Annotated in this window: 18 protein-coding genes; 10 read left to right on the forward strand and 8 right to left on the reverse strand. The window is 61.6% G+C overall.

The features are described 5' to 3' along the window. Positions 1 to 199: 199 nt before the first annotated feature. The gene (gene lpdA, locus PMI37_RS05390) at positions 200 to 1600 is read left to right on the forward strand and encodes a dihydrolipoyl dehydrogenase (protein WP_008078887.1); all 1401 of its coding nucleotides are present in this window, start codon (positions 200 to 202) and stop codon (positions 1598 to 1600) included. 93 nt (positions 1601 to 1693) lie between these two features. On the opposite strand, the gene PMI37_RS05395 is transcribed toward lpdA, so the two are convergent. After that, entirely contained in the window at positions 1694 to 2167 is a 474-nt protein-coding gene (locus PMI37_RS05395; protein WP_008078890.1) for an Lrp/AsnC family transcriptional regulator, read from the reverse strand. A gap of 144 nt (positions 2168 to 2311) precedes the next feature. Between PMI37_RS05395 and PMI37_RS05400 the strand changes: the two genes are divergently transcribed. Then, on the forward strand, positions 2312 to 2941 hold the full coding sequence (locus tag PMI37_RS05400) for a LysE family translocator (RefSeq protein WP_008078892.1): 630 nt from the start codon (positions 2312 to 2314) through the stop codon (positions 2939 to 2941). Here the strand turns inward: PMI37_RS05400 and PMI37_RS05405 are convergent. The 7 genes from PMI37_RS05405 to PMI37_RS05435 all read right to left on the reverse strand — a co-directional run bounded on the left by PMI37_RS05405 (position 2938) and on the right by PMI37_RS05435 (position 12180). Next, a complete protein-coding gene (locus PMI37_RS05405; RefSeq protein WP_008078894.1) occupies positions 2938 to 5076 on the reverse strand; it encodes a hypothetical protein in 2139 nt (712 codons plus the stop codon). The genes PMI37_RS05400 and PMI37_RS05405 overlap by 4 nt on opposite strands. Continuing rightward, the gene (locus PMI37_RS05410; RefSeq protein WP_008078896.1) at positions 5063 to 6250 is read right to left on the reverse strand and encodes a DUF3142 domain-containing protein; all 1188 of its coding nucleotides are present in this window, start codon (positions 6248 to 6250) and stop codon (positions 5063 to 5065) included. The genes PMI37_RS05405 and PMI37_RS05410 overlap by 14 nt, the downstream gene beginning before the upstream one ends. 159 nt (positions 6251 to 6409) lie before the next feature. Then, complete coding sequence (locus tag PMI37_RS05415) at positions 6410 to 7237, reverse strand: class I SAM-dependent methyltransferase (protein WP_008078903.1); 828 nt, start codon at positions 7235 to 7237, stop codon at positions 6410 to 6412. Continuing rightward, complete coding sequence (locus tag PMI37_RS05420; protein WP_008078905.1) at positions 7231 to 8385, reverse strand: acyltransferase family protein; 1155 nt, start codon at positions 8383 to 8385, stop codon at positions 7231 to 7233. The genes PMI37_RS05415 and PMI37_RS05420 overlap by 7 nt, the downstream gene beginning before the upstream one ends. Next, positions 8382 to 9263: a class I SAM-dependent methyltransferase gene (locus PMI37_RS05425; RefSeq protein ID WP_008078906.1), complete on the reverse strand. Its 882-nt coding sequence runs from the start codon at positions 9261 to 9263 to the stop codon at positions 8382 to 8384. The genes PMI37_RS05420 and PMI37_RS05425 overlap by 4 nt, the downstream gene beginning before the upstream one ends. Further along, a complete protein-coding gene (locus tag PMI37_RS05430) occupies positions 9260 to 10564 on the reverse strand; it encodes a glycosyltransferase (protein ID WP_008078907.1) in 1305 nt (434 codons plus the stop codon). Before PMI37_RS05430 ends, PMI37_RS05425 begins: the two co-directional genes overlap by 4 nt. Beyond that, the gene (locus PMI37_RS05435) at positions 10558 to 12180 is read right to left on the reverse strand and encodes a glycosyltransferase (protein WP_045122988.1); all 1623 of its coding nucleotides are present in this window, start codon (positions 12178 to 12180) and stop codon (positions 10558 to 10560) included. Before PMI37_RS05435 ends, PMI37_RS05430 begins: the two co-directional genes overlap by 7 nt. Positions 12181 to 12607: 427 nt before the next feature. Between PMI37_RS05435 and PMI37_RS05440 the strand changes: the two genes are divergently transcribed. Genes PMI37_RS05440 through PMI37_RS05475 form a run of 8 tightly spaced genes read left to right on the forward strand, consistent with a single transcriptional unit; the run spans position 12608 to position 21617 of the window. Continuing rightward, positions 12608 to 13522 (forward strand): GDP-mannose 4,6-dehydratase, encoded by a 915-nt coding sequence (locus PMI37_RS05440; protein ID WP_008078909.1) that lies wholly within the window; start codon positions 12608 to 12610, stop codon positions 13520 to 13522. Then, positions 13519 to 14490: a GDP-mannose 4,6-dehydratase gene (gmd, locus tag PMI37_RS05445; RefSeq protein WP_008078910.1), complete on the forward strand. Its 972-nt coding sequence runs from the start codon at positions 13519 to 13521 to the stop codon at positions 14488 to 14490. The genes PMI37_RS05440 and gmd overlap by 4 nt, the downstream gene beginning before the upstream one ends. Positions 14491 to 14493: 3 nt before the next feature. Further along, a complete protein-coding gene (locus PMI37_RS05450) occupies positions 14494 to 15936 on the forward strand; it encodes a mannose-1-phosphate guanylyltransferase/mannose-6-phosphate isomerase (protein ID WP_008078911.1) in 1443 nt (480 codons plus the stop codon). Continuing rightward, a complete protein-coding gene (locus tag PMI37_RS05455; protein WP_008078912.1) occupies positions 15937 to 16734 on the forward strand; it encodes an ABC transporter permease in 798 nt (265 codons plus the stop codon). It abuts the gene before it with no gap. After that, positions 16734 to 17999, forward strand: a complete 1266-nt coding sequence (locus PMI37_RS05460) for an ABC transporter ATP-binding protein (RefSeq protein ID WP_008078913.1) — start codon at positions 16734 to 16736, stop codon at positions 17997 to 17999. The genes PMI37_RS05455 and PMI37_RS05460 overlap by 1 nt, the downstream gene beginning before the upstream one ends. Continuing rightward, positions 17996 to 19372 carry a glycosyltransferase family 4 protein gene (locus PMI37_RS05465; RefSeq protein ID WP_008078914.1) on the forward strand — a complete coding sequence of 459 codons (1377 nt, stop codon included), beginning with the start codon at positions 17996 to 17998 and terminating at the stop codon, positions 19370 to 19372. Before PMI37_RS05460 ends, PMI37_RS05465 begins: the two co-directional genes overlap by 4 nt. Further along, a complete protein-coding gene (locus tag PMI37_RS05470; protein WP_008078915.1) occupies positions 19356 to 20486 on the forward strand; it encodes a glycosyltransferase family 4 protein in 1131 nt (376 codons plus the stop codon). Before PMI37_RS05465 ends, PMI37_RS05470 begins: the two co-directional genes overlap by 17 nt. Beyond that, entirely contained in the window at positions 20487 to 21617 is a 1131-nt protein-coding gene (locus PMI37_RS05475; RefSeq protein ID WP_008078916.1) for a glycosyltransferase family 4 protein, read from the forward strand. Positions 21618 to 21700 lie beyond the last annotated feature (83 nt).

Consider the following 21700-nt stretch of genomic DNA (forward strand, 5'->3'; position numbering starts at 1 on the left):
TCATTGGCTCGCGGTTCATATCGTTACGATATAACGAAAAGCGTGAAATATTCGTACACAATTACCCGTATTCAAAGACGGCCAACCTGTCGCTTGCCTGAAGCCTTGACCGAAATGCCGGTAAACGCACATATTACGTTCGTAATTTTTATCGACGACTACTTTTAGCGATCCGCATCCATTCATCAGGAGCAAGCGCATGAGCAACTATGACGTAGTGATTCTGGGCGGCGGCCCCGGTGGTTATAACGCGGCGATCCGCGCCGGGCAGTTGGGCCTCAAAGCTGCTTGCGTCGAAGGTCGGGCGACCCTCGGCGGCACCTGCCTGAATGTTGGTTGCATGCCGTCCAAAGCCCTGCTGCACGCCTCGGAGTTGTACGACGCGGCCATGGGTGCGGAATTCGCCAACCTCGGCATCGAAGTCAAACCGACGCTAAACCTTGCGCAAATGATGAAACAGAAAGACGAAAGCGTGACCGGCCTGACCAAAGGCATCGAGTTTCTCTTTCGCAAGAACAAGGTCGACTGGATCAAGGGCTGGGGCCACATCGATGGCCCGGGTAAGGTCACCGTGACTGACGATCAGGGCAACAAGGTCGAGCTGAGCGCCAAGGACATCATCATCGCCACCGGCTCCGAGCCCACTCCCCTGCCCGGCGTCGAGATCGACAACCAACGCATTCTGGATTCAACCGGCGCGCTGTCGCTCAGCGAAGTGCCCAAGCATCTGGTGGTCATCGGTGCCGGCGTCATTGGCCTCGAATTAGGCTCGGTGTGGCGGCGACTGGGCGCGCAAGTGACGGTGGTTGAATACCTCGACCGCATCTGCCCCGGCGTCGATGCCGAGGCTGGCAAGACCCTGCAACGCTCGCTGAGCAAACAGGGCATCGCCTTCAGGTTGAGTTCGAAAGTCACCAGCGCCACGTCTTCTGCCAGCGGTGTGCAACTGAGCGTCGAGCCTGCGGCGGGTGGCACGGCTGAACTGCTCGAAGCCGATTACGTGCTGGTGGCGATTGGGCGCCGTCCGTACACCCAAGGCCTCGGTCTGGAAAACGTCGGCCTGAGCACCGACAAGCGCGGCATGCTCGCCAATAAACAGCATCGCACCGAAGCCGCTGGCGTTTGGGTGATCGGCGACGTGACGTCCGGACCGATGCTCGCGCACAAGGCGGAAGACGAAGCGATGGCCTGCGTCGAGCAGATCCACGGCAAGGCCGGCGAGGTCAATTACGCCTTGATCCCTAACGTCATCTACACCAGACCGGAGCTGGCCAGCGTCGGCAAGACCGAAGAGCAGCTCAAGGCCGAAGGCCGCGCCTACAAGGTCGGCAAGTTTCCGTTCACCGCCAACAGCCGGGCGAAGATCAACCACGAAACCGAGGGGTTCGCCAAAGTCCTTGCGGATGAGCGCACGGATGAAGTGCTTGGCGTGCATTTGGTCGGGCCGAGCGTGAGCGAGATGATTGGCGAGTTTTGTGTGGCGATGGAGTTCAGTGCCTCGGCTGAGGACATTGCGTTGACGTGTCACCCGCACCCTACGCGGTCGGAGGCATTGCGCCAGGCGGCGATGAATGTCGAGGGGATGGCGACGCAGATGTAATCGTTTGGAAGATCAAAAGATCGCAGCCTTCGGCAGCTCCTACAGGGGTACGCATTTCATGTAGGAGCTGCCGAAGGCTGCGATCTTTGCTTGTCAGGCCGGAAGATGTCCCAAAGGCAACGCCCCCGGCGTTTTCACCGTGTGAATCGCGAAGTTGCTGCGAATGTCACTCACCCCCGGCAGTTTCAGCAGGCAACCACTGAGAAAACGGTCGTACGCACGCAAATCCGGCACCACCACCTGCAACAGAAAATCCGATTCCCCCGAGACCAGAAATGCCGAGATCACTTCCGGCAACGCCGTCACCGCCGCGTAAAACGCCTCGGCCTGTTCGTCGTTGTGGCGCTCGACCTTGACCCCGACAAACACTGTCAGCCCCAAGCCGACTTCGTCGCGATCCAGATTGGCCTGATAGCCGCGGATCACCCCAGCCTCCTCCAGCATGCGCACCCGGCGCAGACACGGCGAGGCCGACAGACCGATTTCATCGGCCAGCTCAACGTTGCTGAGGCGTCCGTCACGTTGCAGGGCCGCGAGAATCTTGCGGTCGTAAGCGTCGAGTTTCATGTTTGGCAAATCCACAGAGTTTCAGCACTGAAAACCAGCAGGTTATGCCAAAACAAGGTGATTTTGAAGCTGACTACGCAAGCACCTGCCCCGCCCTCCAGACCTAGACTGATGTCACCGAATCGACAACGAAAGGACGCTGACGTGGCAAATCTCTGGCTGTTTTTCCTCGCCTTGGCGGTGGTCTATCTGTTGCCCGGCCCGGACATGATCCTGCTCCTGCAAACCGGCGCACGGCAGGGTCGCGGCGCGGCGCTGGCCACGGCGATCGGTTTGGCAATCGCCCGGGGTTGCCATGTCGCATTGGCCGCGCTGGGGCTGGCGGCGCTGTTCAAGGCGGCACCGTGGACGTTTGATGTGGTGCGGCTGGCGGGCGCGGCGTATCTGCTGTGGATCGGCGTTCAATGCCTGCGCAGCTCGCTGGTGCCAGACCTGGCCACCGGCGCCCTCACCGCGACACCCGGACAATGGCGCGAGGCGATTCGCCGGGGGTTGCTGACCAACCTGCTCAACCCCAAGGCGCTGCTGTTCTGCTCGGTGCTGCTGCCGCAGTTCATCGTCAATGACGGCGCGCAGGTCCTCAACCAGTTCGCCGTGCTCGGCCTGCTGCTGGTTGGCGTTGGCCTGCTGTTCGACAGCGCCTACGCCCTGACCGGCGCCGCATTGGGCCGTTGGCTGCAACACAGTCCAACGGCGCAACGCGTTCAACAATGGCTGTTTGGCAGCCTGTTGATCGGCTTTGCGCTGCGCCTGACTTTCGTCCAGCAGGCTTAGCCCTTGCCTGCCTTGCGCCGGCGACGCATGAACAGCGCCAGCGCGACACCGATGAGCAACACAGCGGCGCCGATCTGCACCGGCCATTTGTACGGTCGCAGCGTCGCGCGCACGGCATCGGTCACTTGGGTGACGTAGCGTTTGTCGGCGTTAGCGAAGTCCGGGCTCGGGCACTGTCGGCCGAAATCCTCCGCCCACTGCACGTACGGGCCTTCCTTGACGTAACGCTGATACAGGGCTTTCTGCTCTTCCACGCTGCTGTTGAAGCTGACGGCTTTGCACAGCACCGCAGCAAACGCCTGGCTGGTGTGCGGCAGGTTATCGGCAGCACGATCGGCCAACTCGGTCGCAACGAAACGGTAGTGGAAACGATGCTGCGTCAGGGCTTCACTGGCTTTCTGCCGTTGCACTTCGTCTTCGCTGACCAGCGGCCCGGCGACCAGCTCCTTGTTGCCGAGCTGGTAGAAGCCGCCAAACGACACGTAGTCCGACGCCATCTCGTAACCGAGAATCTCGAAGCCAGACTCACGCGCAACCACAGCGGCATTGAACAGTGCGGTGGCACGTTTCGTCGGCCACCAGCTGCTTTCTGCCGCCAGACGCTGCTCACCGTAATACCTGGCTTCTTCCTGCATCGTGCTGTTGGCGAAATAGTCGACGGCTTCGGCGTAATGGCCTTCGCGCAACAAGCGCCGGGCCAGCAGATAGCGCAGGTTCTCGGCTATGTGCAGCTGCTCGGCGTCAGCTCGCCCATCGTCAATCGGCGCTGCCGGGGCCGGGACGTTTTCATCGACGTACTGCTTGAGCTCTTCGACCGTCAGCACCCGCTCGGCGACGGCGGCGGCATCGAACCAATAGATGTTGTTGCTGCGATACAACTGCACAAAGGCTTGCAGGTATTCGCCGCGTTGCAACGCCAGAATCGCGCTTTCGCCCTCGACCCGGCATTTCGGTTGCACGGTTTCAAACGCCCAGTCTGCCGTGAGCTGGTAACCCCACGATTCACTTTGCGGAAACGCCTGCGCAGCTTTGGCGTAAGCGGCGGCAGCGGCATTTTTATCGCCATCGCGCACCGCCAGTTTGGCCCGCAACCACCAGGCCAGCCCGCCATCGCCGGCATTCTCGAGGAAGGCCCTGGCGCTGGCGTAATCACCCTGTTGATAATTCATCGCCGCCAGCCGATCGGCGTTTTCCAGCGTGCCGCGCGTGCTCTGCTGCAGCAGCGTAATGAGTTTTTTCTCGTTCGGCGGCTGCTCGCCAAACGACCAGCCCATTCGGCTGACCAACGATGCGGTGACCAGTTGTTGCACCGGCTTACGCTCCAGCAGCTTCGCCAGCTCAGCCTCGGGCAACTCGGCCAGCTCATTCGTCAGTTGCTTCAACGACGTATACCCCACGGCCGAACCGTGCTGGTTTTGCGCCTCATACAGTTCAATGGCGCCGCTCCAGTCGCCGGCAGTGCGCAATACCCGCGCCTCTTCGCCAAGGCTGGCCACGCCCAGCTCCAGCGGATCACTGAAACCATCAATGCTCATTTGCCGCGCCTGGCGGAACGCTGCGCGCGATTGCTCCAGGGCTGCGACGGCATCGTCGGCTTCACTGCTCATGGCAAACCAGGTACGCCCCAGGGAATAGGCCGCCCAGGTGCTGCGCAACGGCCGCTGATCAGCCGGCAGCGCCAACAGCTTGTTGAAATACTCGACCGCCAGCGCATGTTCGCCCGTGGCAAACGCCACCGCGCCCGCCACGTACAGACGAATTTCAGGCGGCAGACTGGCGCCCTGCTCTGCAACCTGATGTGCATCGGTCAGGCCACGCAGTTGCGCGACCAGCGCGGCCTGCTCGTTGCTCAATCCGAGCTGTTCGGCGTTGTCGCGGGCTTGGGTTGGCGCACTGTCGTCACCGTACATATCGTCGGGATCGTGAGTCGCTGCGGTGACATTCTTGAGCCCGGCGATCGTTTGGCCGAGACGGCTGATCTCGAACTTGAAGTTGCCCGCCGGCAGATTGGCCAGGGTCTGTCCGCGATCGTCGAGCAGACGATTGGGAAAATCCGGACCACAGGCCAGCGCGGAACCCAGCGGCAGGCTGAGGCTCAGGCAGAGCAGATGGCGGGGCCAGTTACGGGTCAACATGCGAACCTCCTTGATCAATAGTCGCGCAACGCGCCCAACCGATGGCGCGCTGCCCGCCCGCCGGCAATCGGCCGTCGCGCAGGCGGGTGAAGGTAAGCAGATCGGCGCTCTGTTGCAATGCATATCCGGCGAGCGCATCGGCGCCTTCACAGCCTCGCGCCTTGAGCGTTATCCGCGCCGGCCAGGCGCTGTCGAGATTGCCGCGGTTGTCGAGGCTGATGTCGTAGAGGCCGTGGTGTTCGCTTAACGTCAGGCCGAGCTGGCTGACCAGTTGATCACCACGCGCGACCGCGCGCAGGGTGGTCAAGCTCCAGGCGCGGCGATCGTTGGCCAGCGGCAAGCGAAACCAGATCAGCCCGGCCAGATGCGCTGGCGGGTCTTCACGCAAAGCCTTGCCGAGTTGGCTCAATGCCAACGGATCGGCGAGCAGTTCGCGGCGTTCACCGGCTCGCTCAAGCTGCACTTCGCTTTCCACCAGCGGCGCGCCGCCGTCATCCGGCAACAGCGCCACGCCATAGGCCGGCAGCGCCAGATAAAACGGCTTGTCGCTCACGCGCGCCCAGGCCTTGCTCCACTTCAACGCCTGCTCAGGATCAAACAGACCGTGGCGTGGATCGCTGACGGCGTGCACTTGCAGCACGCTGCTGTCGACGGTGTGCAGAAGAGTTGGCAGTTGCGCGCTGGACAGCCACGCCGGCAACGCGGTGATGCTCAGTGGCAGCGAACTCGGCAATGCCGCCCGCAGATGCTGAAGAAACTCGCTATAGGCCGGCAATCGCGCATTACCGGCGTCGTGGTCGATCTCGACGCCGCTCGGCGTCAGGCCTTGCGCCTGCCAATCGGCGAGCACCTGAAGAATCTGCGCAGTGACTTGATCCTGATCCAGCGCCTTGAGTTGCCCGTCGAGGCGGATTACCGCGATCACGGGGCGCCCATCGGCTTTCAACAACGACGAATCAACCCGCGCGCGGCGCCAGCCTGCATTGGGAAAGGCTTGCAGCGCCAGCACGCGCAGCGTCGAGAAGTCACTGTGACTATCACGCAGCGCCGTTTCATGGGCGGGCGTCCACTGGCGTTGCCAGACATACAGTTGCTGGTCCAGCACCGGTGCATCGTGCTGCTCGCAGCCTGCAAGCAACAACACCGTGATCAGCATCGAAAAACCGAACCGCATCAAATCGCCAATCCCTGCCGACAAAAGACCGCAGGTTACACAAAAACACTCTGCGACCTGTAGGAGCTGTCGAGTGAAACGAGGCTGCGATCTTTTGATCTTCAAAATCAAATGATCGCAGCCTCGTTTCACTCGACAGCTCCTACAGGCACTCGGAACTCAGGGCTTGCGCGCGATGATCACCTGACTTTTCGCCACCACCGCGTCCAGCGCCTGCTTGATCTGCGCGCCACGCGGCGAATCGAGCACCGCTTGCCAGGTCTCGGCCCAATGATTGAGCAGCGGATGATCCGGGTTGCTGAAATCGACCTTGGCTTCCCAGAACAACAGCATCCACAACGACCAGTAAAAACCGTACTGGCTGTGGCTGATGATCTCCAGCCCCGCCTCGCTGACCATCGCCTTGAACTGCTCTTCGCTGATGACGCGAATGTGGTTGGGCTTCTGGAAATACTCGGGCGCGGCGATGTCTTTCTGCAGGTCTTCGGAGCTTGGGTGCGGCACGCTCAGCAGGTACAACGCGCCCGGTTTGCCGACACGCACCAGTTCCGCGAGAAACTGCGCGGGATCGTCGACGTGTTCGAGCACTTCCGTCGACACCACGCGCGTGGCGGTAGCGTCGGCAATCGGCAACGGATTGCAGTCGGTGACGTGGCATTCGACGTCACGCGCCGGGGTATCGCCCAGGCGCAGGCGGGTCGCCTCGACCTTGGCGCCGTCGATGTCGGCAATGATGATCTTCGCCCCGCGCATGCCGCAGAAATGCACGTTACCGCCATCGCCGCAGCCGACGTCGAGCAAGGTGTCATCGGCCGACACCACAAAGCCTTTGAACAACTCGTTGGTCTCCTGGTTGAACCAGCCGCTGAGCTTGGCATCGTAGAGGCCGAGCATGTACGGATCGACCTTGCCGACGACCGGGGCAACGGGTTCTGCCGGCGCCGGCACGGGCGTCGCCGCCGTGAGTTTCTTCAACAGTCTCAGCATGAGGTGGCTCCAGGGGATGGGACGGCGGTTGGGGTGGTGCCAAGGCGCTTGACCAACGCAGCTCCGCGATTGCGCAGGGGCATTTCGATCAGGCGGTAATTAAGCTCGCTGAGCAGCACGATCAGGCCGCCGGCCATCACCAGCGTGAGGATCGGGTGCCCGGCCGGGCTCGGCAGGCCGGCGCTCTGCAAGCGGAAAATCACTTCACGCACGGTGAGATAAGCGGGAATGTGGATCAGATAAATGCCATAGGAACGACTGCCGACCCACGCCAACAAACGCTGGACCACGCCGGCCGGCATCAGGTAATCACGGTTGTAGGAAGCAATCCATACCAGCACGGCGCACAGCACGGCGATCGAGCCGATGCGGTAATTGGTGAAGGTAAAGCGGTCGGTGGCCATGAAGCTCAACAGCGCGCCGATTCCGATCAGCGCCGCGATGCCGGCCCACGGCCGACGCAGAAAGGTCGGCTGCCAGCGCTGATAACTCGGCTGCGCGCTCCACATCGCCAACAGCACACCGAGTGCCAGCGCATCGGTGCGCACGACCATCAGCAACGGCGTGCGCAAGGTGTAGATCTGCACCGCGACCAGCGCCAGCAACACCCACACCAAGTGCTTGCGGCACAGCACGATCAGCAGCGGGAACAACAGATAGAACTGCTCCTCCAGCGCCAGGCTCCAGTAGACAAAACTGCTGCCGTACTCGTAATGAAAGAAGCTGTCGGCAAAGCGGAAGTTGGCGTATTGCAGGACCCCGGCCAACGTCGCCTGCCAGTTCGCGGCCAATGTTCCGAACGCTCCGGAGCGATTGAAAAACACGCACGCCAGCAGAATCAGCGCCAGCCATAACCAGGCCGACGGCAATAAGCGAAACACCCGGCGCAGCCAGAAATTGCGCGTCTGCGCCCAGTATTCCTGGCGGCTGGTGCAGCCTTGCAGCGCCGGAATCAGGCTGCGCGCAATGACGAAACCGGAAATCGCGAAAAACAGATCGACGCCCCACCACGGTTGCGCCCAGGCATGGATTTTTTCCAGCAGCGGCACCGGATCGGTGAACAGGCTGCCCTGCAGGTGATGAAACAACACACCGAGTACCGCGATGGCGCGCAGGACTTCGATGTCCATGATTCGTTTGCCGTTCATGGCGTGTCTCCGGTGGCCAGCGGTTTGCGGGCGATGATCACTTGGCTCTTGGGCATGAAGCGGTCGAGCGTCTGCTTGATGGCCAGGCCCTCGGGTTGCGTGAGCAAGTCTTGCCAGGTGCGCGCCCAACTCTCCATCAAGGGTGGATACGGCGCCTGAATGCGGTCGCGCACCGCGCCGCCCGGATCACGCCCGGCCGCACGCTCACTGGCCCAGAAAAAAATCATGCCCATCACCCAGAAAAACCCGCTGGCCTGACGGTGCTCGATCACCAGCCCGGCGTCTTCGACCAACGCGGCGAAGCGCTCGGGGGTGAAGATCTGCACATGGTTGGGGGCCTGGTAATAACTGTCGGGGGCGATGCCTTTCTGCAAATGCTCGCCCATGGGCGCCGGCACGCTGAGCAGGTACTGCGCACCGGGGCGGCCCATGCGCACCAGTTCAGCCATGAACGGTTCAGGCTCGGTGATGTGCTCGAGCACTTCCATGCACACCACTTTGCTGGCGCAACCGGCGGCCAGTGGCAACGGCAGGCTGTTGCTGACCAGCCCGAGATTCGCCTGCTGGCTTTGCGCCTCGACTTGCCGGGCGAGCTCGCGCACCTTGTCGTATTCGCTGTCGGTGAAGATCACCGAGGCGCCCTGACGCACGGCGAACAACGTCGCCACACCCTCACCGCAACCGACGTCGAGTAGGGTGTCGTCAGCCGTAATGGCAAAGCCCTTGAGCAATTCGCCCGTGGCATTCAAGAACCAGCCGTCGAGCACCGCATCGTGCAGACCGACCATACGCGGCGACCCCGTCGCGGACGGCTCCGGGGTCGGCAGAGGCGTCGGCAGAGGGGACGCAAACCACCGGGCGAGCAGACGACGAATCATGCGGTCGACGCTTGCACAGTCAGTGTCTTGGCCGGCTCCAGGTGCTGTTCGAAAAACGCCCGCAGACGCTGCTCGGTGCTGGCCTGGCTGCAAAACCGTTCGAGGTTACGCACTGCCCGCGCGGACATGGCGGCATAGCGCTCGACATCGTTTTTCGCCACGGCATAACTGGCACGATACGCCGCACACAAGGAATCCCAGTCGGTCATGTAACGCAGAGTGCGGTAGGCCGCTCGTGGGTCATGGGGCCAGGCCGTGAGTTCTTCGGTGAAGTCGACAATGAATGCACAGTCGCTGTCGATGTAGTCGGCCATCGCCGTGTTCAGCGGGGCAATCGCCGGTTTGCCGCACGACATGAATTCCATCAGCGGCAGGCACTGCCCTTCACCGTAGGAACTGTTGACCACGTAACTCGTGGCCTCCACCAGGCGTTCGTAATCGGGGTCGGCCAGATACCCGTGGATGAGCACGATCCGGCACTGATACGCCTGGTTTTTGTAGAGGTGATGGAGCATGTCGTTCAACGCATTGGCGATGTCATGGTGCGTCAGCTTCAGCACCAGCGTCGCGTCCGCCGTATCGCGGAACGTGGTGCAGAACGCGCTGATCATGTCCTGCCAGTTCTTGCGCCCGTCATAGGGATTGAACACCGAGGTGTAGACCACGCCGTCGAGTTGCAACGTGCAATCCTGCGGCGGACCACTGAACGAGAGGGGGATGCCCTCGCGCAATTCGGCCGGGCCGTAGGCGCGCAGGTCGGTCGTGCGACTGTCGATCAACAGGCCGCGCAGGTTCAGCTGCACGGCCTCGACCACCGGGGATTTGCTCAGGTGTTCACCGCGTGCGGCGAAGCGATCCCACACCGGGGCCGGGATGGCGCAGATCGGATAATCCTCGCCCATCACCGCACGCACAGCGTTGACGGTGAACGTCGAATGAGTGATCGCCCTGCCGCTGGCCGCCAGCACCACGCGCCAATCGTGGCGCGGTTCACCTTGCCAGCTTTCGGTCGGGATGGTGCTGAACTCCCACGCGAACACCGGGATGGTCGGACAGGCGTAATGCGTCGGCGTGCGATGAGGCGGCGAGAACGACAGGTAGACACACGCCTCACCCCGGCTCTGACAGTCGAAATACAGACGATCAACCAACTCGTCCGGGTGACTGACTTCAATCACCTGACCGATGCGCTCCAGTACCGGGCGAAATTCCTTGAGCACAAAGTAATAGCTGTACTCGGGCCGCCCGAGGTTTTGCTGGATATTGCTCTTGTTGGTTTCCGAATGAATGATGATCAGCATGCGGCGGTCCCCGCTTCGGCTGCCTGTGGCGCTGCGGTACGCATCGGCGTCAACCCGAGAAATTGCGCCAGGCGCTGCTGCACCGGGGCAAAGCTGCAGTAATCGTGCATGCGTTGCTCAGCGGCGGCGGCCATGGCCAGATAGGCTTGCGGCTGGTTCTTGGCCATCGCGTAGCTGTCCTCATAAGCGGCTTTCAACGATCCCCAGTCGGGGCGATGGCGCAGGGTGCGATAGAGAATGCGCACGTCTTCCGGCCAGATCGTCGGCTCGCGGCTCGACTTGACGATGAAGCCGACGTGTTCGTCGATGTAATCGCCCATCGCCGTGTGGTTCGGCGCAATCACCGGCCGTGCGCACGACATGAATTCCATCAACGGCAGGCACAAGCCTTCGCAGCGCGAGGCGTTGACGTAGAAACTCGCCGCGCCATACAACCGGGCGAATTCTTCGTCTTCCAGATAGCCGTGCATGACCACCACACGACAGGCAAACGGTGAGAGTTGCGAGAGCAGCGTGATCAGGTGAACGTAGTAGCTCGACAGGTCGTTCTGGGTGATTTTCAGCACCAGCGTCGCATCTTCGACATCGCGCATGGCCCAGCAGAACGCGGTGATCAGGTGATGCCAGTTCTTGCGCCCGTCCTCGGGATTGAACACGCTGACGTAGACCACGCCACTGACGTCGATCTGCACCTGTTCCTGGGTATCGGGCAGCACGGCTTGCGGGTGTTCGGCCTGTTCAAGGGCCTCCGTGACGCTGGTCGCCAGCGGCAAGGAGGCAGCAGAGGAGGCACGCCGTGCGGCGATTTTCTCGCGCAGCGCGGCGGGCAGCAGGTCGCTGACCGCTTCGCGGTACCACAGCAGCGCATGGTGTTTGAGCAAAAACAGCGGCCCATGCTCGGACGGGCTCGTGAGGCCGCGATAGCCCTCACGCAGGTAATGTTTGGTGATGAATGCCCGACGCCGCAAGGTCAACGCCGGTGCTGTCGCGGGCTCGGCAACCGGTTCAGCCAGACCGCGCACTTCCAGCTCCTGTTCACTGTGAATCGGCGCGATCAGGCCATCAGCAGACAACCCCAATGCCCGGCTGTCGATGATGCAGCCCTTGATCTGCAACGTCGCCCCCGCGCTCGAAGCGGCGGCCGGGTACTGCTGACGTACACCGGCAAAGCCCTCCCACAACGGTGTCGGCAGAACCAGTACAGGGAAGTCTTCACCCATCGTGCGGCGAATCGCTGCGGCCGTGTGACTGGACAACGTGATGACCCGACCATGACGCGCCAGGCTCTGGCTCCAGTCCTGGCGCGGGTCATCGTCGTGGCACTCGGACGGGATCGAATCGTACTCCCACGCAATCACGCACACCGTCGGGCATTGCAGGTCGGTCGGGGTCTTGTGCGGCGGCGAGAACGACAGAAAGAGACAGTCCTGACCGGCCTCCTGCAACTGCCGATACAGCGGATCGACTTCAGCCGCCGACGCCACCACGTGGACTCGCCCAAGGCTTTCCAGCACCGGGCGATAGGCCTTGAGTACGAAGTAGTAACTGTATTCGGGACGCCCGAGACTCTGGCTGATGGAGCGGTCGTTGACGTCCGAGTAAAGAATGAAATTCATGGCATCCCACGATGAAACCACCATCCCGGCAGTCTCATGCTATGACGGCCAAGCGTCGGATCGAGTCGGTATTACCGGCAATCGTCCTTCGTCATGGAGTACGTCTTCGTTCTTGTTTTAGTGGTCGGTTTCACTCCGGCTCGCAACCCCTCCGGCGAACTTTGAAGGATGGCGGCGAAGGGCATTCTAAACACATCCATCAAGGATCCGTGAACCGCCCGGCGAGAATAAATTTGGCTACGCTGACGAGAACTGACCAGTCACGGTTTGGCCTGTTGAAATTGCCGAGCAATTGGCACAGATTGTTAACAAACAACTACAACAACTGACTTCGCCCGTCTTTTAGCCGGTTTTTCTTTCGGTCTGTAAGACCTTCCCCCAAAGCCTGTGGGAAAGTGGCGCAAGTTCAAGACCAAGGGGTCGCTGTTTGAAAAAGCGTCTGTTCGTCACGGGTCTCAGTGGATTCGTGGGACAACATATTCAGTCGCGTCTGGCGTTGGCGGATTCGTCGTGGGAGCTGCTGCCTGCCGCTGCGCCCTACGACCTCACCGATCGGCACAGCCTCACCGACCTGTGGCCGCAACTGCCGGATGCCGTCATTCATCTGGCCGGCCAGACCTTCGTCCCAGAAGCCTTTCGCGATCCGGCGCGCACCCTCGAAATCAACCTGCTCGGTACCCTCAACCTGTTGCAAGCCCTGAAGGCGCGCGGCTTTGCCGGCACATTCCTGTATGTGAGCTCCGGTGACGTCTATGGCCAGGTCGGCGAAACCCACCTGCCGATCACCGAGCAACAACCGCCCTGCCCGCGCAACCCCTACGCCGTGAGCAAACTCTCGGCGGAATTCCTCAGCCTGCAATGGGGCCTGAGCGAAGCCTGGCCGATACTGGTCGCACGGCCGTTCAATCACATCGGCAGCGGCCAAAACCCAAGCTTTGTGATTGCCAGTGCCGCCCGCCAGATCAATCGCATCAAACAAGGCCTGCAGGCACCGCAGCTGGAAGTCGGCGATATCGACGTGACACGGGATTTTCTCGATGTCGGCGATGTGATCTCGGCCTACTTCGCGCTGCTGGAAAAAGGCACACCGGGGCAGGTCTACAACATCTGCTCGGGCCGTGAACAGAGCATCCGCAGCCTGATCGAGCAGCTCGGTGATCTGGCCGAGGTCGAGCTGCAACTGGTTCAGGACCCGGCGCGCATGCGGCGCGCCGATCAGCGTCGCGTTTGCGGCAGCCATGCCAGGCTGACCCAGACCACAGGATGGACGCCTGAAATCACTACACAACAATCCCTGCGGGCGATCCTGTCCGACTGGGAGACGCGAGTAAGCCAAGAATGACAAAAAGTGCACTGATCACAGGGATCACCGGCCAGGACGGCGCGTATCTGGCCAAGCTGTTGCTCGACAAGGGCTACAAGGTTCACGGCCTCGTCGCTCGGCGCAGCAGCGATTCGCGCTGGCGCCTGCGCGAGCTGGGCGTCGAAGCCGACATCGTCTATCTGGACGGTGACATGGCCGATGCCTGCTCGGTACAGCGTGCGGTCATTCAATCGGCGCCGGACGAAATTTATAACCTCGCCGCGCAGAGCTTTGTCGCCGCCTCGTGGAATCAACCGGTGACCACCGGCATCGTCGACGGCCTGGGCGTCACCCACGTGCTCGAAGCGATCCGCCAGTTCAGCCCGCACACCCGCTTTTATCAGGCCTCGACCAGCGAAATGTTCGGCCTGATCCAGGCCGAGCAGCAGGACGAGAACACGCCGTTCTACCCGCGCAGCCCTTACGGCGTGGCCAAGCTGTACGGCCACTGGATCACCGTCAACTACCGTGAAAGCTTCAATCTGCACGCCAGCAGCGGCATCCTCTTCAACCATGAATCGCCACTGCGCGGCATCGAGTTCGTCACCCGCAAAGTCACCGACGCCGCCGCTCGCATCAAGCAAGGCAAACAGCAGGAGCTGGCGCTGGGCAACATCGACGCGAAACGCGACTGGGGTTTTGCCGGCGATTACGTCGAAGCCATGTGGCTGATGCTGCAACAGGACAAGCCTGACGATTTCGTGGTCGCCACCGGCGTCACCACCACGGTGCGCGAAATGTGCCGCATCGCCTTCGATCACGTCGGCCTCAATTACCGCGATTACGTGAAGATCGACCCGGCATTCTTCCGTCCGGCCGAAGTTGAAGTGCTGCTCGGCAATCCGGCCAAGGCTCAGCGCGTGCTGGGCTGGAAGCCGAAAACCGACCTGGATACCTTGATCCGCATGATGATGGATGCGGACATGAAACGCGTCGCCAAGGAGTAGGCCATGCTGATCCCCGTGATTCTGTCCGGCGGTGCCGGCACCCGTTTGTGGCCGGTGTCCCGTGAGGGCCATCCCAAGCCGTTCATGACCCTGCCCGACGGCCAGTCGCTGCTCGGCAAGACCTACCAGCGTGCCGCCGCATTGCTGGACGGCTGGGGCGACATTGTCACGGTGACCAACCGCGAGTACTACTTCCAGAGCAAGGATCACTATTGCGCCGCGCACGTATCGCGCCATCGCGGGCACTTCCTGCTCGAGCCGACCGGGCGCAACACCGCCCCGGCGATTGCCGCAGCCGCCCTGGCACTGCAAGCGTTGCATGGCGACGACGCGATCATGGTGGTGATGCCGGCCGACCATTTGATCGTCAATCAGGACGCGCTGAAAACCGCCGTCGAGCACGCGGTCAATCTGGCGAAGGACGGTTACCTGGTGACCTTCGGCGTCACACCAACAGCGCCGGAAACCGGCTTCGGCTACATCGAGACCGGTGCACCGCTGGACGCCAGGGGCGCCGCCAAAGTGCAGCGTTTCGTCGAGAAACCCGACCTGCAAACCGCTACGCATTACCTGGAAAGCGGCAACTTCCTGTGGAACTCGGGGATGTTCTGCTTCACCACCGCGGCGGTCATTGCCGAATTGCAATTGCACGCGCCTGAGTTGCTGGAGCAGACCCGCGCCTGCATGGCCGCCAGCGCGCCGATCGAAACCGTTGGCTGCCTGCAACAGGAACTGTCGCCGGCACTGTTCGCTGAAATCACCGACATTTCCATCGACTACGCGCTGATGGAGCGCTCGGAAAAAGTCGTCGTGGTGCCGGCCGGTTTCGACTGGAGCGACATCGGTTCCTGGGGCGCCGTCGCCGCCCTGGTGCCGGCCGATGCCGACAACAATCGCGCCAGTGGCGAAGCGATCTTCATCGACAGCCACAACAACTTCGTGCAGAGCGAAGGGCGGCTGGTGGCCGCCGTCGGTGTCGATAACCTGATCGTCATCGATACCGCCGACGCGGTGCTGGTGGCCCATGCCGACCGTGCGCAGGATGTACGGCGCGTGGCCAAGCAACTCAAGGACACATCCCACGAGGCCTATCGCCTGCACCGCACGGTCAGCCGTCCGTGGGGGACGTACACCGTGCTCGAGGAAGGCCCGCGCTTCAAGATCAAGCGCATCGTGGTCAAGCCTGGTGGCAAGCTCTCCCTACAGATGCACCATCACCGCAACGAACACTGGGTGGTGGTCGAAGGCATGGCCAAGGTCACCAACAACGGTTCCGGCACCCACCTGGTGGCGAAGAATGAATCGACGTTCATTGCCGCCGGTCATCGTCATCGCCTGGAAAACCCCGGCGTGATCGATCTGGTGATCATCGAAGTGCAAAGCGGCGAATACCTGGGAGAGGACGACATCGTTCGCTTCGAAGACCAATACGGCAGGACGGATTGAATGCTGCTTTCCCTGTATCGCTCGCTGCGCAGCTACCGTGGATTCATCCTCGGCAGCGTCAAGCGAGAGTTTCAAGCACGCTATCGCAACTCGTTGTTCGGGGCCCTGTGGACGGTACTCAATCCACTGTCGATGATCATCGTGTACACGGTGATCTTTTCCCAGATCATGCGCGCCCGCCTGCCGGGTGTGGACGATGGCCTGGCCTACAGCGTCTATCTCTGCGCCGGCCTGCTGACCTGGGGCCTGTTCGCTGAAATCACCACGCGCAGCCAGAGCATGTTTCTGGAAAACGCCAACCTGCTGAAGAAAATCAGCTTCCCGCGCATCTGCCTGCCGGTCATTGCACTGCTCAATGCCGGCATCAACTTCGCGATCATCCTGGGCCTGTTCTTCGGGTTCCTGCTGATCAGCGGGCGCTTGCCCGGCATGGCCTTGCTGGCGCTGATACCGCTGCTGATCCTGCAGGTGATCTTTGCGGCCGGGCTGGGCATGTTGCTGGGTATTCTCAATGTGTTTTTTCGCGATGTCGGGCAGATGTTCGGCATCTGCCTGCAATTCTGGTTCTGGCTGACGCCGATCGTTTACCCGCTGTCGATCCTGCCCCCGGGGATCCAGCACTTGATCGGGCTCAACCCGATGACGGCCCTGATGACCAGCTACCAGAATGTCTTCCTCTACAACCAATGGCCGGTCTGGTCCTCACTGACCCCGCTGCTGATCATCGGCCTGTTGCTCTGCGCCATGGCGCTGCGGCTGTTTCGCCAGCGTGTCGGTGAAATGGTGGACGAACTCTGATGGGACATATTCGCGTCAGCGGCCTGGCCAAGGCCTACAAACAATACCCGAACCGCTGGAGCCGTCTGCTCGAATGGCTGGTGCCGTTTTCCCCCAGGCGCCATCACCTGCATTGGGTCCTGCAGGACATCGATTTCGAGATCAAACCCGGTGAGTCGGTCGGCATCGTTGGCGTCAACGGTGCGGGCAAAAGCACCCTGCTGAAGATGATCACCGGCACCACGCAACCGACCTGTGGACAGATTGAACTGGAAGGCCGCGTGGCGGCGCTGCTGGAACTGGGCATGGGTTTCCATCCGGATTTTACCGGTCGGCAGAACGCTTTCATGGCCGGCCAGTTGCTCGGCATGCAGGTTGAAGAAATCGAAGCGTTGATGCCGCAGATCGAGGGTTTTGCTGAAATCGGCGACGCCATCGATCATCCCGTACGCACCTACTCCAGCGGCATGCAGATGCGCCTGGCCTTCAGCGTCGCCACTGCGCGACGCCCGGATATTCTCATCGTCGACGAAGCCCTGTCGGTGGGCGACGCCTACTTTCAGCACAAAAGCTTCGAACGCATCCGCAGCTTCCGCAAGGCCGGCACCACGTTGTTGATCGTGTCCCATGACCGCTCCGCCATTCAGTCGATCTGCGATACCGCGATCCTCCTCGAAAACGGTCGCCTGGCCATGCGCGGCAAGCCTGAAGAAGTGATGGATTACTACAACGCCATGCTCGCCCAGCGCGAAGGCCAGATCGTCCGTCAGGAGATGCTCGCCAACGGCCAGGTACGGACCATTTCCGGTACCGGCGAAGCAGGGATTGTCAGCGTGCGCCTGCTCGACGCGCAGGGCCGCAGCCTTGAAGTGGCCGAAGTCGGTCAACCGGTGGTGCTGGAAGTGCAGACGGAAATTCGTCAGGACATCGAACGGTTGATTCTCGGCTTCATGATCAAGGATCGCCTCGGCCAGGCGATTTATGGCATCAACACCCATCGCCTCGATAAAGCGATCACCGACCTGAGCGCCGGCGAGCGCGTGACCTTCCGCTTCGCCTTCGACATGCGCCTGGGCAAGGGCAGTTATTCAGTGGCGTTGAGCCTGTCGCGCCTGGACTCGCACCTGGACCGCAATTTCGAATGGCGCGACTACGGCCTGGTGTTCCATGTGATCAACAATCGCCAGGAAGACTTCGTCGGCTGTTCGTGGCTGGAGGCACAAACCGAAATCACCCGCTCCAGCGAAACACTTCTGCAAACGCCTGCCACGGAGACCTTGCGATGACGCGATTGTTGGTGGAGTGCACGTACGTTTTCGAACACCCCTCCGCCAACTCGGGCATTCAGCGCGTGGTGCGCAACGTCATCCAGCAACTGCCGGCAGCCGACGACACCGTTGAATGCATCCCGGTGGTGATGATCGATGGCGGTTTGTATGAAGTTAAAAGCCTGGCGCCGCTGAAATCGTTGAAGCTCGACCTGATCGGCCTGCGGGTAAAACTGGAGCAATGGGCCAATGCCTTCTGGTTGCGTCACCGTGCCGTCGAGCGTCGTCGCCCGTTCAGCCAGTCGCACTTTGCCCGGCGGGTTTTGTACGTCGGCTGCCGGCTCACCGCGTTTGCCTGTTTCAGCTTACCGATGCGCCTGCTGGGACGCGCCCTCAAGGGTAAACACATCCCCGAACGTTGCGTGCCGCTGGCGCACCGCCCCGGCGATCAACTGGTGCTGCTCGACTCATCGTGGCACGCCAACTTCTTCCCCCTCGCCGAGCAGCTCAAGCGCGAAGGGGTTGGCATCATTTCGGTGATTTACGACCTGATCCCGCTGACCCATCCGCAGTTTTGCGACGCCGGGCTGGTCAAGGTCTTCAATGACTGGTTCGACTGGATTGCGCGCACCGCCGATGGCTACGTGGCGATCTCGACCACGATCCGCGATCAGGTCCGCCAGGAGATGCAACGCCGGATCGGCTCACAGCAGGTAGCGCAGCGCTGGTTCGATTATTTCCATCTCGGCTCCGAGCTGGACTTGAGCGAGGCCGATGCCGCCGTCGACCGCGGCTTGCTGCAACTGTTCGAAACGCCGGAGCCGGTGTTCCTCATGGTCAGCACCATCGAACCGCGAAAAAACCATGCCTACCTGCTGGATGCGTTTGATCGTGCCTGGGCTGACGGCTCCCGCGCAAGGTTGTGCATCGTCGGCAAAATCGGCTGGAAGTGCGAGGCGCTGATCGACCGCATCCGCCAACACCGCGAATTGAATCGACGCCTGTTCATGTTCAATTCACTCTCGGACAAAAGCCTCGAACACGCCTACGAGCACGCCACGGCGCTGGTGTTTCCGTCGCACGTCGAAGGGTTCGGCCTGCCGCTGGTGGAGGCCATGCAACGCGGGTTGCCGGCGATGGGCAGCGACATTCCGGTGTTCCGTGAAATCGGCGGCGACTACATGGCTTATTTCGATCTTGCCGACCCACAGAGCCTGACGGATCTGGTGATCGGCATGGACCGCAACCCGACATTTCCGGCGCCTCTGAGCCTGGAACACTGGCGCTGGCTGACCTGGCGCGAAGCGAGCGCGCAATTGGTCGAGCGCATCGAGCGCAACCTGAACACGGCGCAGCCTGCCACCGAGAGTCAGCATGCGCATTGCTCTTAACGCCCGCATTCTCCTGGCGCCGCGCACCGGCATCGGCCATTACGTGGCCGAACTGGTCAGCGCCTTGCGCCATCAACCCGACATCGAGGTGACGTTGTTCCACGGCTGGGGCTGGAGTTCGGCACTGCCGGAAGCGGCCATGCCCGGTTACTCACGCCTGACGCCACTGCTGCGGCAAATTCCCGGGGCTTATCAGGCGCGCCGCTGGCTGGAGCAGAAACGCTTCGATCAGGGCCGCGCGCAGGGCATCGACCTCTATCACGAACCGAGCCTGTGGCCGCTGGCCTTCGACGGCCCGACCGTGATCACCCTGCACGACCTGACCCACCTGCATTTCCCCGAGACCCAGCCACCGGCACGGCTCAAGGAAATCGAGCGGCGGTTGGCCGTGGGGGTGCAACAGGCGCAAGTGATCCTGACCGACTCGCAGGCGATTGCCGACGAGGCGCAAGCCTATTTCGGCCTGCCCAGCGACCGTTTCGTGGTGGCGCCACTGGGCGTCGCCGAGCGTTTTCACCCGCGTGAGCCGAGCGCCATCGACGCGGTCCTCAAGGCGCATGCGGTGGCGGCGCGGGAGTATTTTCTGTGCGTCGGTACGCTGGAGCCGCGCAAGAACCTTGGTCTCGCCCTGCGCGCCCATGCCCTGTTGCCGGAGCCCGTGCGTCAGCGTTATCCGCTGCTGATCGTCGGCATGGCCGGCTGGGAGCGTGATCAGTTCAGCGAACCTTTGCGCCAGGCGCTGGCCAGCGGGCATGTGTGCCTGCTTGGTTATCTGCCCGATGAACAGGTGGCGCAGCTGCTCGCCGGGGCCCGTGCGCTGATTTTTCCATCGTTGTATGAAGGTTTTGGTCTGCCGGTACTGGAGGCCATGGCCAGCGGCACACCGGTGGTGCTCACACAGTCTTCGGCCATGCCGGAAGTCGCGGGCGCCGCGGGCAACTATATTGAAGCTGACGATGCAGAAGGCCTGCGTGATGCGCTGAGCCGACTGATCGATGATCAAGCGCATTGGCAGGCATGCCAAGAAGCCGGGTTGCAGCAGTCACGGCTTTTTTCCTGGGAGCGTTGTGCACGGGCCACGGCCGGTGCCTACCACCAGGCCATGGGAGGTTGAATGCGAGTTCTTCATTTTTTCAAAACGTACCTGCCGGATTCGGTCGGCGGCATCGAACAAGTGATCTTCCAACTCTGCGAAAGCGGCGCCCAGCACGGCATCGACGGTCAGGTTCTGACCCTCAGCGCCGACCCGACACCGCCGGTGGTGCAACTCGGCCAACACGAAGTGCACCGCGCCAGACTCGACATTCAATTCGCCTCCACCGGTTTTTCCTGGAGCGTGTTCAAACAGTTTCGCGAACTGGCGGCCGAGGCCGACGTGATCAACTACCACTTCCCGTGGCCGTTCATGGACCTGGTGCATTTCGCCAGCGCCCTGAACAAACCGAGCGTGGTCACTTACCACTCGGACATCATCCGTCAGAAGCACCTGCTCAAACTCTACCGGCCGCTGATGAACCGCTTTCTCGCCAGCGCCGACCGTATCGTCGCCGCTTCGCCGAACTACCTGCACACCAGCGATGTGTTGCAGCAGTTCCAGGACAAGACCCGGGTGATCCCCTACGGCTTGAACAAGGCCGGTTATCCACAGCCAGACGCGCAGCGCATGAATCGCTGGCGTCAGCAGGTTGGGGATAAGTTTTTCCTGTTCGTCGGAGTGATGCGTTATTACAAAGGCCTGCACATCCTGCTCGATGCATTGAAAGACGTCGATTACCCGGTAGTCATCGTCGGTGCCGGGCCGCTGGAGCTGGAACTGCATGCGCAAGCGCAGGCGTTGGGCCTGCGCAACATTCACTTCCTCGGGCGCCTGGGGGATGAAGACAAGGTCGCGCTGCTGCAACTGAGCTACGCCATCGTCTTCCCTTCGCACCTGCGTTCGGAAGCGTTCGGGATTTCCTTGCTCGAAGGGGCGATGTACGGCAAACCGATGATTTCCAGCGAGATCGGCACCGGCACCAGCTACATCAATATCCACAACGAGACCGGTTTGGTCGTGCCACCGAGTAATCCACAGGCGTTTCGCGAAGCGATGCGTACCTTGTGGGACGATCCGCTGCGCGCCGCGGCGATGGGCGTGAAAGCAGAAGCCCGTTATCGGCAGTTGTTCACAGCGGATGACATGGGCCGCAAATGGACGGAGCTGTATCAGGAACTGCTGGAAGAAAAATCCCTTTCCTACGCCTGATTCGAAACCGGATCGCCCTGTAGGAGCTGCCGCAGGCTGCGATCTTTTGATCTTGTTTTCAGGACATCAAGATCAAAAGATCG

This window comes from Pseudomonas sp. GM80, assembly GCF_000282515.1.
In the GTDB taxonomy this organism is placed as follows: Bacteria; Pseudomonadota; Gammaproteobacteria; order Pseudomonadales; family Pseudomonadaceae; genus Aquipseudomonas.

What these genes read in the sequence shown, in the direction of transcription:
- gmd (WP_008078910.1), top strand. Translation starts at nt 13,519, where the DNA reads ATGACAAAAAGTGCACTGATCACAGGGATCACCGGCCAGGACGGCGCG.
- PMI37_RS05415 (WP_008078903.1), bottom strand. Translation starts at nt 7,237, where the DNA reads ATGCTGAGACTGTTGAAGAAACTCACGGCGGCGACGCCCGTGCCGGCG.
- PMI37_RS05450 (WP_008078911.1), top strand. Translation starts at nt 14,494, where the DNA reads ATGCTGATCCCCGTGATTCTGTCCGGCGGTGCCGGCACCCGTTTGTGG.
- PMI37_RS05420 (WP_008078905.1), bottom strand. Translation starts at nt 8,385, where the DNA reads ATGAACGGCAAACGAATCATGGACATCGAAGTCCTGCGCGCCATCGCG.
- PMI37_RS05435 (WP_045122988.1), bottom strand. Translation starts at nt 12,180, where the DNA reads ATGAATTTCATTCTTTACTCGGACGTCAACGACCGCTCCATCAGCCAG.
- PMI37_RS05455 (WP_008078912.1), top strand. Translation starts at nt 15,937, where the DNA reads ATGCTGCTTTCCCTGTATCGCTCGCTGCGCAGCTACCGTGGATTCATC.
- PMI37_RS05430 (WP_008078907.1), bottom strand. Translation starts at nt 10,564, where the DNA reads ATGCTGATCATCATTCATTCGGAAACCAACAAGAGCAATATCCAGCAA.
- PMI37_RS05410 (WP_008078896.1), bottom strand. Translation starts at nt 6,250, where the DNA reads ATGCGGTTCGGTTTTTCGATGCTGATCACGGTGTTGTTGCTTGCAGGC.
- PMI37_RS05470 (WP_008078915.1), top strand. Translation starts at nt 19,356, where the DNA reads ATGCGCATTGCTCTTAACGCCCGCATTCTCCTGGCGCCGCGCACCGGC.
- lpdA (WP_008078887.1), top strand. Translation starts at nt 200, where the DNA reads ATGAGCAACTATGACGTAGTGATTCTGGGCGGCGGCCCCGGTGGTTAT.
- PMI37_RS05405 (WP_008078894.1), bottom strand. Translation starts at nt 5,076, where the DNA reads ATGTTGACCCGTAACTGGCCCCGCCATCTGCTCTGCCTGAGCCTCAGC.
- PMI37_RS05395 (WP_008078890.1), bottom strand. Translation starts at nt 2,167, where the DNA reads ATGAAACTCGACGCTTACGACCGCAAGATTCTCGCGGCCCTGCAACGT.
- PMI37_RS05475 (WP_008078916.1), top strand. Translation starts at nt 20,487, where the DNA reads ATGCGAGTTCTTCATTTTTTCAAAACGTACCTGCCGGATTCGGTCGGC.
- PMI37_RS05425 (WP_008078906.1), bottom strand. Translation starts at nt 9,263, where the DNA reads ATGATTCGTCGTCTGCTCGCCCGGTGGTTTGCGTCCCCTCTGCCGACG.
- PMI37_RS05465 (WP_008078914.1), top strand. Translation starts at nt 17,996, where the DNA reads ATGACGCGATTGTTGGTGGAGTGCACGTACGTTTTCGAACACCCCTCC.
- PMI37_RS05460 (WP_008078913.1), top strand. Translation starts at nt 16,734, where the DNA reads ATGGGACATATTCGCGTCAGCGGCCTGGCCAAGGCCTACAAACAATAC.